Annotated in this window: 10 protein-coding genes; 6 read left to right on the top strand and 4 right to left on the bottom strand. The window is 61.8% G+C overall.

From position 1 onward, the window contains the following. Window positions 1-146: 146 nt before the first annotated feature. The 3 genes from N2597_RS20045 to N2597_RS20055 all read left to right on the top strand — a co-directional run bounded on the left by N2597_RS20045 (window position 147) and on the right by N2597_RS20055 (window position 2,536). Entirely contained in the window at window positions 147-398 is a 252-nt protein-coding gene (locus N2597_RS20045) for a hypothetical protein (RefSeq protein ID WP_210281914.1), read from the top strand. A gap of 111 nt (window positions 399-509) precedes the next feature. Beyond that, on the top strand, window positions 510-1,544 hold the full coding sequence (locus tag N2597_RS20050) for an aspartate-semialdehyde dehydrogenase (RefSeq protein ID WP_038692066.1): 1,035 nt from the start codon (window positions 510-512) through the stop codon (window positions 1,542-1,544). Between the two features lie 167 nt (window positions 1,545-1,711). Beyond that, window positions 1,712-2,536, top strand: a complete 825-nt coding sequence (locus N2597_RS20055; RefSeq protein WP_038692068.1) for a lytic murein transglycosylase — start codon at window positions 1,712-1,714, stop codon at window positions 2,534-2,536. 51 nt (window positions 2,537-2,587) lie between these two features. Here the strand turns inward: N2597_RS20055 and N2597_RS20060 are convergent, their stop codons facing one another. From N2597_RS20060 to pdxY, 3 genes are all read right to left on the bottom strand, one after another. Further along, window positions 2,588-4,207 carry a GGDEF domain-containing protein gene (locus N2597_RS20060; RefSeq protein WP_077992406.1) on the bottom strand — a complete coding sequence of 540 codons (1,620 nt, stop codon included), beginning with the start codon at window positions 4,205-4,207 and terminating at the stop codon, window positions 2,588-2,590. A 93-nt stretch (window positions 4,208-4,300) separates the two neighbouring features. Continuing rightward, complete coding sequence (locus N2597_RS20065; RefSeq protein ID WP_183597891.1) at window positions 4,301-4,942, bottom strand: carbonic anhydrase; 642 nt, start codon at window positions 4,940-4,942, stop codon at window positions 4,301-4,303. Between the two features lie 71 nt (window positions 4,943-5,013). Further along, window positions 5,014-5,889 carry a pyridoxal kinase PdxY gene (gene pdxY / locus N2597_RS20070; RefSeq protein ID WP_183597893.1) on the bottom strand — a complete coding sequence of 292 codons (876 nt, stop codon included), beginning with the start codon at window positions 5,887-5,889 and terminating at the stop codon, window positions 5,014-5,016. A gap of 15 nt (window positions 5,890-5,904) precedes the next feature. On the opposite strand from pdxY, the gene N2597_RS20075 reads away from it, so the two are divergent. The 3 genes from N2597_RS20075 to N2597_RS20085 are packed head-to-tail and all read left to right on the top strand — an operon-like array spanning window position 5,905 to window position 12,355. Further along, window positions 5,905-6,219, top strand: a complete 315-nt coding sequence (locus N2597_RS20075; RefSeq protein ID WP_225881421.1) for a hypothetical protein — start codon at window positions 5,905-5,907, stop codon at window positions 6,217-6,219. Then, a complete protein-coding gene (locus N2597_RS20080) occupies window positions 6,167-10,942 on the top strand; it encodes an NAD-glutamate dehydrogenase (RefSeq protein WP_183597895.1) in 4,776 nt (1,591 codons plus the stop codon). Before N2597_RS20075 ends, N2597_RS20080 begins: the two co-directional genes overlap by 53 nt. Window positions 10,943-10,966: 24 nt before the next feature. After that, entirely contained in the window at window positions 10,967-12,355 is a 1,389-nt protein-coding gene (locus tag N2597_RS20085; RefSeq protein WP_106797023.1) for an MFS transporter, read from the top strand. Window positions 12,356-12,363: 8 nt separating this feature from the next. On the opposite strand, the gene purH is transcribed toward N2597_RS20085, so the two are convergent. Continuing rightward, the gene (gene purH, locus N2597_RS20090; protein ID WP_183597897.1) at window positions 12,364-13,980 is read right to left on the bottom strand and encodes a bifunctional phosphoribosylaminoimidazolecarboxamide formyltransferase/IMP cyclohydrolase; all 1,617 of its coding nucleotides are present in this window, start codon (window positions 13,978-13,980) and stop codon (window positions 12,364-12,366) included. Window positions 13,981-14,018 lie beyond the last annotated feature (38 nt).

Consider the following 14,018-nt stretch of genomic DNA (forward strand, 5'->3'; position numbering starts at 1 on the left):
AGTCTAACAGCGGGGGAGCTCTGTCGCGTGCATCGCGCGCTCCGCTGGAAGGAAATTTCGCTGCGGTTTGCGGCGGACGCCACCTCAGATCGTGCCCGACGCCCTCCTTCGCGTGCTCATGCGCGTCCGTGGATATACCTAGACGGCTGGATCGAACCAGAACGGTCCGTTCCCAGGCGGTCCTTACGACAGCACTCCTTCCGCCTGGCAGCCGTCCGCGCAAAAACCTTGACTCCTGTGGAAAACCTTCTAAGAGCAACAGCGGAAAAGGAATCTCCATGGTTCGAGACGAACACGCCATTGCCGGATGCAATGACCGGGCACGGGTTGCCGGGGTGGATATTGCCGTTCCGGTTTCTGCCAAAACCAAGGCCAAAACGACGACGAAAACCGTCTGACGTCTCTGGCCTGCCGCTCTCTCCCCGGCTCGGCTGGGGACAGGAAGACGCGATCCGTCGCGCCTTTCCCCTCACCGGACAAGAGGAGAGAAGAGAAAGAGAGCTTGAGAAATGGGTTTCAAAGTAGCAGTCGCGGGAGCGACCGGAAATGTCGGCCGGGAGATGCTCAACATCCTCTCCGAACGAGGCTTCCCCGCCGATGAGGTCGTGGCGCTCGCCTCGGCGCGTTCGCAGGGCACCGAGGTGTCCTATGGTGACCGGACATTGAAGGTCTCCAATCTGGAGAACTACGATTTCTCCGACACCGACATCTGCCTGATGTCGGCCGGCGGCGAGGTTTCCAAGAAGTTTTCCCCGAAGATCGGCCAGCAGGGCTGCGTCGTCATCGACAATTCCTCGGCCTGGCGCTACGACGCCGACGTGCCGCTGATCGTGCCGGAAGTGAACCCGGATGCCGTCAGCCAGTTCACCAAGCGCAACATCATCGCCAATCCGAACTGCTCGACCGCCCAGCTGGTGGTGGCGCTGAAGCCGCTGCATGACTTCGCCAAGATCAAGCGCGTTGTCGTCTCGACCTACCAGTCCGTCTCCGGCGCCGGCAAGGACGGCATGGACGAACTCTTCAACCAGACACGCGCCGTCTTCGTCGCCGACCCGATCGAGAACAAGAAGTTCACCAAGCGCATCGCCTTCAACGTCATCCCGCACATCGATAGCTTCATGGAAGATGGCTATACCAAGGAAGAGTGGAAGGTGCTGGCCGAGACGAAGAAGATGCTCGATCCGAAGATCAAGGTGACCTGCACCGCCGTGCGCGTACCTGTTTTCATCGGCCATTCGGAATCGGTCAACATCGAGTTCGAAAACGAGATCACCGCCGACCAGGCCCGCGACATCCTGCGCGATGCGCCGGGCTGCCTCGTCATCGACAAGCGCGAGAACGGCGGCTACATCACGCCCTATGAATCCGCCGGCGAAGATGCGACCTACATCTCGCGCATCCGCGAGGACGCGACGGTTGAAAACGGCCTTAATATGTGGGTAGTCTCCGACAACCTGCGCAAGGGCGCGGCTCTGAACGCGATCCAGATCGCCGAGCTGCTCGTCAATCGCGGCCTGGTCAAGCCGCGCAAGCAGGCCGCCTGACACCATTTGTAAACCATAAGATGTTAAAGCCCTGCTCGGTGAGCGGGGCTTTTTCAAGCAATACAGCTGTATAAGCGTTCGCTAAAAGGTGATCGTGACAAAATCGCGGGTGACTGGCATTCTCTTGCCCGCCTAAAAACTATGCAGATCGAGAGCGGGGTTTCTCAATGCGCATGACAAAGTTGTTTCTGGCGGCCGCTGCGGTAATGGGCGTCCTCCATACGGTACCGGCGTTCGCGCAAGGAGCGCAATGCGGCAATACCAGCGCCGGCTTCGATGCCTGGGTTGCCGATTTCAAACAGACGGCAGCGGCCAACGGCGTCAGCCAATCGGTGCTCAGCCGCGCCTTCGCCAATGTCAACTATAACAAGCCGACGATCGCCGCCGACCGCGGCCAGAAAAGCTTCAAGCTCTCCTTCGACGCCTTCATGCAGAAGCGCGGGGGAGCCGCCATCATCTCCCGTGGCCGCAGCATGAAGGCCGCCAACCAGGCCCTTTTTGCATCGCTTGAGCGTCGCTTCGGCGTTCCCGCCGGCCCGCTGATCGCCATCTGGGGCATGGAGACCGGTTTTGGCAGCTATATGGGCAATCAGCATACGCTGTCGGCTGTTTCCACCCTTGCCTATGACTGCCGTCGTTCGGAATATTTCACCGACCAGCTCTATGCCGCGCTCCAGCTCGTCTCCGAAGGTTATCTGAGCCCGCAGGCAAAGGGTGCCGCCCATGGTGAAATCGGCCAGACGCAGTTCCTGCCGAGGAACGTCGTGCGGTTCGGCGCCGATGGCGACGGCGACGGCCGTGTCGACATGGTCGCCTCCCGCGCCGATGCGCTGGCCTCGACCGCCAATTTTCTCAAGGGTCACGGCTGGCGCGCCGGCGCCGGTTATCAGCCGGGAGAGCCGAATTTCGCTGCCATCCAGGGCTGGAACGCCGCCAGCGTCTATCAGCAGGCGATTGCCTATATCGGCCAGCAGATCGACGGCGGCAGATAAGCCTTCAGAGACAATGATCCCGCGAAACGCCGCTGCAATATGCGGCGTTTTTCATAGGCGCGCATCGAAACCACCGCCGGAGGCTGCCTTGCGGCGCTCCTCCTGCGGCGGAGCCGGCACGACCGGCCCGGAAACGACGCAGTTGCGGCCGGACGCCTTGGCGGCGTAAAGCGCCAGATCTGCGCGTTTGACAAGATCCTCGAAGTTCCGGCTTGCGCCGTCGTTTGCCCGGCCGGCGCATCCGAAACTCGCCGTGACCTTGAGCAGCTCGCCGCTCGGTAACGGGATTTCCGCCATCTCGATCGCCAGCCGCACCCGCTCTGCAACGATTGCAGCGTCGTCTGGCGTCGAATCGGGTAGAAGCGCCAGGAACTCCTCGCCGCCGTGACGCACCAGCAGATCGAAAGAACGGAAATTCTCGCGCGCGACACCCGCGACATGGCGAAGCACGGCGTCGCCCGCGTCATGACCATAGATATCGTTGATCCTCTTGAAATGATCGAGATCGAACAGCACGACGGATATCCAGCGCGATCCGTGTTCGGCCTGGGTCAGAAGCGCGGATGCCGCGACCTCGAAGCCGCGCCTGTTATACAGGCCGGTCAAGAGGTCGGTCTGGGCGGCGTTGCGCAACTCCGCCACCAGCGCCTCGCGGTCCAGCGTCAGCCGGTCGATCAGGCGCAGACCCCGTGCCGCAAGCACCATCACCAACGTGGCGAGGATGAGCAGACCAGCACACAGCGCGAGAATCCGCGTCAAATGCAGGTGCGAACGCGTCGAAAAGTTCTCGCCGGTGTCGTGAATATCTCTGGCGGCCTCGATCATCTTCTGCTGCAGGAAACTCATTCGTTCGTTCTGCGCCGCGGCCCAGACGTCACGTACTGCGCGCGTCGGCCGCGATCCGGCGAGGATCGCATCGGTGATGGCATTCGCCTTCACCTGACTGCTGCGACCGAGATAGCCGACGATATCGCGCTCGATCGACTTTTCGGAGTGGAAGACCATGTGATCCATGCCCTCGCCGATCATCACCTTTCCCTGCACGAACAGCTCCACCGGAAATCTGGCGGAGGGGCCGCGGTCGAGGTAACGCGTGCCAATCCCGGTGATCAGCCTTTCGCCATAGTAGGTCAGCATGATGCCCATCAGCTGGTTGGATTTCTCGAGCAGCACCGGGTCGCTGATCAGCGGCGAGAGCGCATCGACGACGGCAAGCTGCTTGAGGGCCGCGTACCAGTAGATGGAACCGGGATCGCTGCCGGCATAACGGCCCTGGTCGACGGCGCTTCGGGCGGCGATGATGCGGCTATAGGCGAGGCCGAGAGTCGACAATTCGTCCACGAGCTCTTCATCGAGCACATCGCGGGAAGGCAGGCTGGCGTAAAAAGCCCGGCGTTCGTCATCGAGCGTCGCCCGGCTTCGCTGCATGTCCATCGCAGTCTTGCTGCTGGGATGAGCGAGATAGTGGCGCGTGGCACCGATTTCACTCAGGATCTCAGTGGCGGCGATTGACCCGCCGCGGGCAAGCACATCGGCGAACTGCCGGTCTTTCTCGAGGTTCCTGTATTGCGTCAGGGAAGTCCGGATGACGACGACGCCTTCAATGAGCATGAAGACGAAGGGCAGCATGATGGCCGCCAGGATAACCTTTTTGATGGTCTCGAATTTCATCGCCAATCGCCACGGTCATCAAAAACGTCGGTCGCGCGACCACTGACAGAAGCTTAACGGAAATTCTTAAAAAACTGATAAAGCGGCAGGTCCCTAGATCTCGGGACGAATGAAGTCGCGTGTCTCGGCATCCATAACCCAGAGTTCGCCGGTCGAAATATCGAACCACGCGCCGTGGAGATGCAATTTCCCTGCCTCCTCGAGCGCCTTGATCTCGGGAAAGGTTCTGAGATTGTCGATCGAATTGCGGATCGAAACGCGCTCCAGCGCCGTCTGCCGCTCGGCTGCCGTCATCACGTCATTGCTCTGGATCTGCTCGGCTGCCGGTTTGACCAGCGACATCCAGCGACCGATGAAATCGCCCGGCGACAGCGGCTCGACGTTCGGATCGAGTGCTGCACGGATGCCGCCGCAGCGGCCATGGCCCATCACGACGATATCCGAGACCTTCAGCGCCTGCACGGCAAATTCCAGTGCGGCCGATGTCGAATGGAAATGCCCATCCGGCTCGTAGGGGGGCACCATATTGGCGACGTTGCGGATAACGAAAAGCTCGCCTGGGCCGGCATCGAAGATCAGCTCGGGAGCTGCGCGTGAATCCGAACAGGCAATGACCAGCGTACTCGGGCTCTGGCCGTTTTCGGCCAGCTGCCGATATCGGTCGCGGGCGTCGGCATAACGCCCGTTCATAAAGTTGCGATAGCCGTCCAGAAGGGTGTTTGGAAAACGCTGCATTCTTCTGGATTAGCGCGCGCCGAAGACAAGATCAACTGCTGCACCGCAAAATGAGCACACTGGCAGACGCATCATTTTTTCCGCCGCTGCGCCGGATGCACGAGCCGGCGCATCTGCACCATCGCCATCGGCCTCGAAAGGCTTGACGCGTCGCTTGCCAGCATCAACTCGTTGCTGCCGCGCTTGACGGCACGCGCCAGCACTTCGAAAACGCTGGCGGTGGCAAGCTGCAACGCCTTTTCATCCTCAAGACCGGATAGCAGGCGCGACAAGAAAACCGCGGCGAGCAGGTCGCCGAGACCGTTCGGCGGGTTCTCGACGACGCGGTGCTCGGCAAGAAGCGCGTGACGGCCGGAAAGATAGAGATTGCCGGTACCACCCGCCATCATCGGCACCGCCGAGGTGACGAGCATACGCGACGGCCCGAGCGCCAGCGCCGCCTCCATGATCGCGCTGTTGTCGTCAAGCGCTGCTCCCGACAGCCAGGCGAGCTCGTAGCGGTTCGGCGTCGCCAGCGAGGCGAGCGGGATGAGATCGTCACGAATGGCCTCGGCCGTTGCTTCCGGCACGTAGAGGCCGCCGAGGTCGCCCATCACGGGATCGCAGACATAGAGCAGTTCGGGATTGTTCTGGCGCAGTGCAGCGATCAGCCGGGCGACGGAGCGCGCCTGGGCGGCATTGCCGAAATAGCCCGAAAGCACGGCCCGGACTTCACCGATCCAGGGCGCACGAATCAAATCGTCGATCGCCGCGTCGAAATCGGCTTCCGCAAATGTCAGCCGCGTCGAATGGCCATGGCCGGGATGCCAGGGCAGGATGATGGTCGGCAGCGCCCAGACCGGATGGCCGAGCGTCTCCAGTGCGAAGACCGCCGCTCGATTTCCGACCGAGCCGCGCACGACATGGCTGGAGATGACGATGACTGCGCCCGCTGCATTTTCCGACATGGTATCAAGGTCCGCATGATGATGGCGTTTGATGATCTTTTTGACGCCACGCTGTCAACCATTCTTCATCTGCGCATGGAAATGTGCGGCGAAAGAAAAAGGGAAAAGATGGCCGTCGACGTGTGTTTTGGCTACGAAATCGGAAAAATCTCCGACAATTTCCCATTTCCGGCGCCAAAAAAGCGTCAAAACCATCGCGCTGGCCCCTATTTTAGAGATTTTTTCGAAGAATCTTCTGCTAGCTTGCAGAAAATCAGTCCATTGCGGGAGGCGATCCATGGCTGCCAGAAACAATCCGAAACGGGAAAAACAGATCGAAGGCGCGCGTAAGGTCGCCAAGGCGACGGGCGAGGCCCGTCTCGATCCGGAAATTCTCTTCGGCCGGGCAAGCAATGACGATCTCGAACGCTACACGCCTGAAATGCTGGCGCTTTCTGCCGTGCATTCGGCAAAAGAACTTGCCGCCTGGAACGGCAAGACGCCGCGCGTCAGTATCGACACCATCGGCGGTGTGGCCCCTGACGGCATTGCCGTCTCGGTGCTTTCGGTGACCGACCGGAATATGCCGTTTCTCTATGAATCGGTCATGGGTGAAGTGACGAGTACCCACCGCGATCTCTTCATGGCCGTGCATCCCATCCTGGTGATGGAAAAGGGCAAGGCGCCTGCGCTCTATTCCGCCGATCAGCCGAGCGATCCCGCCACACGCGTCAGCCATATCCAGCTCCATATCGCCCCGCTGAATTCCGGCCAGGCGGCCGATCTCGTCAAACGCATCCAGACCGTGCTCGAACAGGTCCGTCTGTCGGTCTCGGACTGGAAGCCGATGCTTTCCAAGCTCGACGTGGTAATCGCCGAGCTTTCGGCCAATGGCGCCGGCCGCAGGAAGGCCGAACACGCCGAGGCGCTGGCGTTCCTCCACTGGCTGCGCGACGAGAATTTCACCTTCCTCGGCATGCGCGAATATGTTTATTCCGGCAAGGGTTCCGATGCCAAGGTCGAGCGCGACAAGGGCACGGGCCTCGGCATCCTCTCCAATCCCGATGTTCGGGTGCTGCGTACCGGCAAGGATGCCGTGACGACGACGCCTGAGATCCTCGCCTTCCTCGACGGCCCCGATTTCCTGATCGTCACCAAGGCAAATGTGAAATCGATCGTCCATCGCCGCGCCTATATGGATTATGTCGGCGTCAAACGTTTCGACGCCGAGGGCAATGTCACCGGCGAACTGCGCATCGTCGGCCTGTTCACCTCGACGGCCTATACGTCGCTCGCCTCGGAAATCCCGCTGCTGCGTTCCAAGATCGAAAAAGTGAAGGAGCATTTCGGCTTCGACCCGATGAGCCATTCCGGCCGCATGCTTGATAACACGCTGGAATCCTATCCGCGCGATGATCTTTTCCAGATTGACACGACACTGCTTGCCAGCTTTGCCGAGCAGATCAACGATCTGGCCGACCGGCCGCGCGTGCGCGTCCTGCCGCGCATCGACCATTTCGACCGCTTCGTCTCGGTGATCGTCTATGTGCCGCGCGAGGAATACGACTCGATCGTGCGCGAGCGGATCGGCACCTATCTGAAGACCGTCTATGACGGCCGTGTTTCCGCTTATTACCCGGCTTTCCCCGAAGGCGGCGTGGCGCGCGTGCATTTCATCATCGGCCGCTCCGGCGGCAAGACGCCCCGCATTCCGCAGGCGAAGCTCGAGCAGACGATCCGTGAAATCACCGCCCGCTGGGACGACCGTTTCGAAGCGCTGGCCGGGCCGAAAGCGCCGAAAATATCAGTCGACCAGGCCTTTCAGGATTCCTTCACCCCGGAGGAAACCGTCGCCGACCTCGCCGATATCGGTGCCTGCGCCGCCGGCGAGCCGATCCGCATCCAGTTCTATCATCGTCAGGAAAACCAGAGCCGCATCCTTTCGCTGAAGATCTTCCACGCCGGCGGCCAGCTGGCGCTGTCGCGGCGTGTGCCGCTTCTCGAGAATCTAGGCTTCAATGTCGTCAGCGAACGCACCTTCGATATCGGAGTGCCGGTTGCTGACGGTCAAACCAAACTCGTGGTGCTGCATGACATGGAGCTCGAGACCCGCAACGGCCGCGACATCGACCTGCAGCGCTATGGCGCCGCCCTCGAGGAAGCCTTCGTCGCCGCCTTTGCCGGCACGATCGACAATGACAGCTTCAACCGGCTGATCCTTTCGGCGGGGCTCTCGGCCCGTGAGACCAATGTGCTGCGCGCCTATGCGCGCTACCTCCGCCAGGCCGGCATCGCCTATTCGCAGGACTATATCGCAACGACGCTCGACAAATATCCCGGCGTCGCCGCCGCCATTTTCCGGCTGTTCCACGACACGCTCGATCCCAAGCTGCCGGAGAAGGCCCGCGTGAAGAAGCTTGCCGAGCTGCACCAGGGGATCGAGGCCGAGCTCGCCGAGGTGCCAAGTCTCGACGACGACCGCATCCTGCGCCGCTACGCCAACATCGTCGACGCCACGCTGCGGACCAACTATTTCCAGAAGAACCCTGATGGTTCGCCGAAATCCATGCTCGCCTTCAAGCTCGATCCGCACTTGGTCGACGGACTGCCGCAGCCGAAACCCTTCCGTGAGATGTTCGTCTACGGCGTCGAGGTGGAAGGCGTGCATCTGCGCTTCGGCAAGGTGGCGCGCGGCGGACTGCGCTGGTCGGACCGCGCCGAGGATTACCGCACCGAGGTGCTCGGCCTCGTCAAGGCGCAGCAGGTAAAGAACGCCGTCATTGTGCCGGTCGGCGCCAAGGGCGGCTTCTACCCGAAAAAGCTTCCCCTCGGCGGCAGCCGCGACGAGATCTTCAATACCGGCCGCGAGGCTTACAAGACCTATATCCGCACCCTGCTTTCGATCACCGACAATATCTCCGGGGCCGAGATCGTGCCGCCGACGGATACGGTGAGGCTTGACGGCGACGACCCGTATTTCGTCGTCGCCGCCGACAAGGGCACGGCAACCTTTTCCGACACCGCCAATGCGCTGGCGCAGGAAGCCGGCTTCTGGCTTGACGACGCCTTCGCCTCCGGCGGCTCGGCCGGTTACGACCACAAGAAGATGGGGATCACCGCCCGCGGCGCCTGGGAAACCGTCAAACGCCATTTCCGCGAAATGGACATCGACATCCAGACGACCCCCTTCACCGTCGCCGGCGTCGGCGACATGTCGGGCGACGTCTTCGGCAACGGCATGCTGCTGTCGCCGAAGATCCGGCTGGTCGCCGCCTTCGACCACCGCGACATCATCATCGATCCCGATCCCGACATGGAAAAGACGCTGGCAGAACGCCAGCGGCTCTTCGACCTGCCGCGCTCGAGCTGGCAGGATTTCGACAAAAACATGCTTTCGAAAGGTGCGATGATCATTTCCCGCGCGGCAAAATCGGTGACGCTGACGCCGGAAGCGATCGCGGCAATCGGCATCGACAAAGCCGTGGCCACGCCATTCGAGATCATGACGGCGATCCTGAAAAGCCCGGTCGACCTGCTCTGGTTCGGCGGTATCGGCACCTATGTGAAAGCGTCCTCCGAAACCGATACCGAGGTCGGCGACCGCGCCAACGATCCGATCCGCATCACCGCGGCGGAGGTACGCGCCAAGGTGATCGGCGAGGGCGCCAACCTCGGCGTCACGCAAAAGGGCCGCATTGCCTATGGCCTCAGGGGCGGGCGCTGCAATTCCGACGCCATCGACAACTCGGCCGGCGTCAACACCTCGGACGTCGAGGTCAACATCAAGATCGCGCTGGCGGCCGCGATGCATGACGGACGGCTGACGCGGGCGAAACGTGATCAGCTTCTTTCGTCGATGACCGCTGAAGTGGCGGCTCTCGTGCTGCGCAACAATTATCTCCAGTCGCTGGCGATCTCGCTGACGGAGCGCAAGGGTACGGCAAATGGGCTGGAGCTCGGCCGCTTCATGAGCGTGCTCGAAGCCGCCGGCCAGCTGAACCGCAAGGTCGAGACCTTGCCCGACGACCAGACCCTCGCCGAACGCTATACGGCGGGCAAGCCGCTGACGCGGCCGGAAATCGGCGTTCTGGTGTCCTATGCCAAGATCGTGCTCTTCGACGCGCTCGCCGCAAGCGATCTGCCCGACGACCCCTATTTTGCGTCGACGCTGTCGAATTATTTCCCGGTCAAAATGCAGAAGTCGAACGCCGACGATATCGCCAGCCACCGCCTGCGGCGTGAAATCATCGCGACCGTGCTAGCCAACGAAGCGATCAACCGCGGCGGGCCGAGCTTTATCGTAGCGATGATGGATGCAACGGCGGCTTCGGCGCCGGAAGTGGTGCGCGCCGCAATCGTCGCGCGTGACGGTTTCGACCTCACCCGACTCTGGGCCGAGACGGATGCGCTCGACGGCAAGATATCGGGCGAGATGCAGAACCGCATCTACGAGGAAATCAGCCACAGCTTTATTGTTCTCACGCGCCTGCTGTTGAAGACCGCCATGACCAAGGCCGATATGGCCGAGGTGATTAGCCGGCTGCAGGCCGCTCTTAAGAAGTTGCGGCCTGCTTTTGCAGAACAAGCAGCCGCCGATGCTGCCGCACGACAGGCGGAATACGTCCAGGCGGGTGTGCCAGAAAAGCTCGCTGCCGAGATCGCCAACCTCCAGAGCTTCGCGCTGGTGCCGGAGATCATGCAGATTGCCGAGCGCACCGGCGAGCCGCTGGTGCGTGCTGCGGAAAATTATTTCGCGGTGTCGAAGACCTTCCGGATCGCCCGGCTGCTTGCGGCCGGTGGCCGGATCCTCACCTCCGACCACTACGAAAATCTGGCACTCGCCCGCAGCATCGACCAGATCGCCAGCGCCCGGCGCGACATCGTCATTTCGGCCCTGTTCGACCACGGCAAGGAAAAGCTGCCCGTCCAGGCCTGGCATGCCCAGGATCGCGTCCGCATCAACCGCATCGTCGAAGAGCTTTCGAGCCTCAGCGACAGCGGCGATCCCAATCTTGCGCGCATTACCGTGGCCGCCGGCATCCTGACCGATCTTGCGCGCGACCGGGCGAGGTGAGACAGTCCGCCAAAAAAGGAGCGGATGTTGAATCGCATAGACTGGACAGGAACGCAGCCGCCGAAAGCCACGGAGAAGGGCATCTGGGGGTGGATGTTCTTCGACTGGGCGGCGCAGCCCTTCTTCACCGTGGTCACCACCTTCATCTTCGGACCCTATTTCGTCTCCCGCCTGACCGATGACCCGGTGTCGGCGCAGACGACTTGGAGCAACATGGCGACGATCTCGTCGCTGATCATCGCCCTGCTCTCGCCCGTTCTCGGCTCGATCGCCGACCAGTCCGGCGCGCGCAAGCCCTGGATCGGCTTCTTCGCCGTCGTCAAGATCGCAAGTCTGTTCGGCCTGTGGTTCGCAGCCCCTGGTTCGCCTGTCCTCTATCCCGTAATCTTCATGATCCTCGCCTCGATTTCGGCCGAGTTTTCGATCGTCTTCAATGATTCGATGATGCCGCGGCTGGTCGCCAAGCACGAGGTCGGCAAGCTTTCCAACACCGCCTGGGGGCTTGGTTATCTCGGCGGCATCATCGTGCTCATTGCTGTCGTCACGCTTCTGGCGGCAAGCCCGGAAAGCGGCAAGACCGTTCTCGGCCTCGACCCGCTTTTTGGCCTTGATCCCAAGACCGGCCAGGATGCACGCATCACCGGGCCGATCTCGGCCGTCTGGTACCTGATCTTCATCCTGCCGATGTTCTTCTTCACGCCCGATGTCGGCAGAGGCCTGCCCTTCGGCACCGCCATCCGCGCCGGCCTGTCGGAGCTCAGGAACACCCTCGGCGAACTCAAAGAGCGGCGCGGCATCCTCAAATTCCTGATTGCCCGCATGATCTATCAGGACGGCGTCAACGGCCTGCTGATCCTCGGCGGCGTTTTTGCCGCCGGCATGTTCGGCTGGGCAACGATCGAAATCGGCCTTTACGGCATCATCCTCAACGTCATCGCCATCTTCGGCTGCCTGATCGCCGGCCGCATCGACAAGGGCGTCGGTTCGAAGGTGACGGTTGTTATCAGCCTCACCATGCTGCTTCTCGCCACCATCGGCATCATCTCGACCGGGCCGGGTTACACGATGTTTGGCCTGGTGGCGTTGCCGACGACGGATTCCGGCGGCCTCTTCGGCACCGCCGCGGAAAAGGCCTATATCCTTTACGGCCTGTTGATCGGGTTCGCCTTCGGGCCGGTCCAGGCCTCGTCGCGCTCCTATCTCGCCCGCAGCGTCAGCCCTGAAGAAGCCGGCCGGTACTTCGGCATCTATGCGCTTTCGGGGCGCGCCACGAGCTTCATGGCGACGCTGCTCTTTTCGCTGGTGACCTATATGAGCGGATCACCGCGGCTCGGAATGGCGACGCTGATCCTGTTCCTCGCCGGCGGACTGGTGCTGCTCGTCCGCACGCCCTATCCGGCCGATCGGGCATAGACGCCCAATTAGTGCCGGAAGTGGCGCATGCCGGTGAAAACCATCGCGATGCTGTGTTCATTGGCGGCATCGATAACCTCCTGATCACGCATCGAACCGCCCGGCTGGATCACCGCCGTCGCGCCCGCGGCAATCATCGACAGAAGACCGTCGGCAAACGGCAGGAAGGCTTCGGAGGCAACCGCCGAACCCTTTGTCATCGGAACCGCGAGGCCGAGCGCCTTGGCGGCCTCTTCGGCCTTCAGCGCAGCGATGCGGGCCGAATCGACCCGGCTCATCTGGCCGGCGCCGATGCCGGCCGTCTGGCCGTCCTTGGCATAGACCACGGCATTCGATTTGACGTGTTTTCCGACCTTGAAGGCGAACTTCATGTCCTCGAGCTCCTGCGCCGTCGGCGCGCGCCTGGTGACGACCTTGAGTTCCAGATCCTCGACCATGCCGTTGTCGCGGCTCTGGACGAGCAGGCCGCCGGAGACGGTCTTCGCCGTCAGCCCTGTAACGCGCGGATCGGGCAGGCCGCCGGCGGACAGGAGCCTGAGATTAGGTTTGCGGGCGACGATCGCCTTTGCCTCTTCGGTGACATCGGGGGCGATGATCACCTCGGTGAACAGCTTGACGATCTCTTCGGCCGTTTCGCCGTCTAATATCTGGTTCAGCGCAATGATGCCGCCGAAGGCGGAAACGGAATCGCAGGCAAGCGCCCGCTGATAGGCTTCGACCAGGCTGGAGCCGGTGGCGACGCCGCAGGGGTTGGCGTGTTTGATGATGGCGCAGGCAGGCGCCTTTTCCGGCAGGAACTCGGCGACCAGCTCGTAGGCCGCGTCGGTATCGTTGATATTGTTATAGGAGAGCTGCTTGCCCTGGAGAAGGACAGCCGTCGAAACACCCGGGCGCTTCTCGCCGGTCACATAGAAGGCGGCCTTCTGGTGCGGGTTTTCGCCGTAGCGCATCTCTTCCTTCAGCACACCGCCAATGACGCGGTGGCGCGGCGTGTCGATCGATAGCGCTTCGGCAAACCAGTTGGAAATCGCAGCGTCATAGGCCGCGGTGCGGGAATAGGCCTTGGCGGCCATGCGCTGGCGGAAGGCGTAGGCCGTCTTGCCTGCATCGGCCGAAAGCTGCTCCTTGAACTCGGCATAATCGTCGGGATCGGTCAGGATCGTCACATAGGCATGGTTCTTGGCCGATGCCCGGATCATTGCCGGACCACCAATATCGATATTCTCGACGGTCGTCGGGTAATCGCCGCCGGCCGCGCGCACCTCCTCGAAGGGATAGAGGTTGATGACGGCGAGATCGATGGCCTCGATGCCGTGCTTCTTCATCGCTTCCTGGTGTTCGCTGTCGTCACGAATCGCCAGCAGGCCGCCATGCACTGTCGGGTGCAGCGTCTTGACGCGGCCATCCATGATCTCCGGAAAACCGGTGATGTCGGAGACATCGGTGACGGCGAGACCGGCAGCAGCGATCGCCTTGTAGGTGCCACCGGTCGACAGCAGGCGCACGCCTCTTTCAGACAAGGCCTGGGCGAGCTCGACGATGCCGGTCTTGTCAAAGACGGAGAGGAGCGCGGTCTTGATTTCGACCTTGTCCGGTGCGGGGATTTTCTTGGAAATGACGGCCATGAACTTTCTCCGTTCGGGCTTCGGTTCTGCTTGCGCCG

It is taken from the genome of Rhizobium sophoriradicis, assembly GCF_025200795.1.
GTDB lineage: Bacteria > Pseudomonadota > Alphaproteobacteria > Rhizobiales > Rhizobiaceae > Rhizobium > Rhizobium sophoriradicis.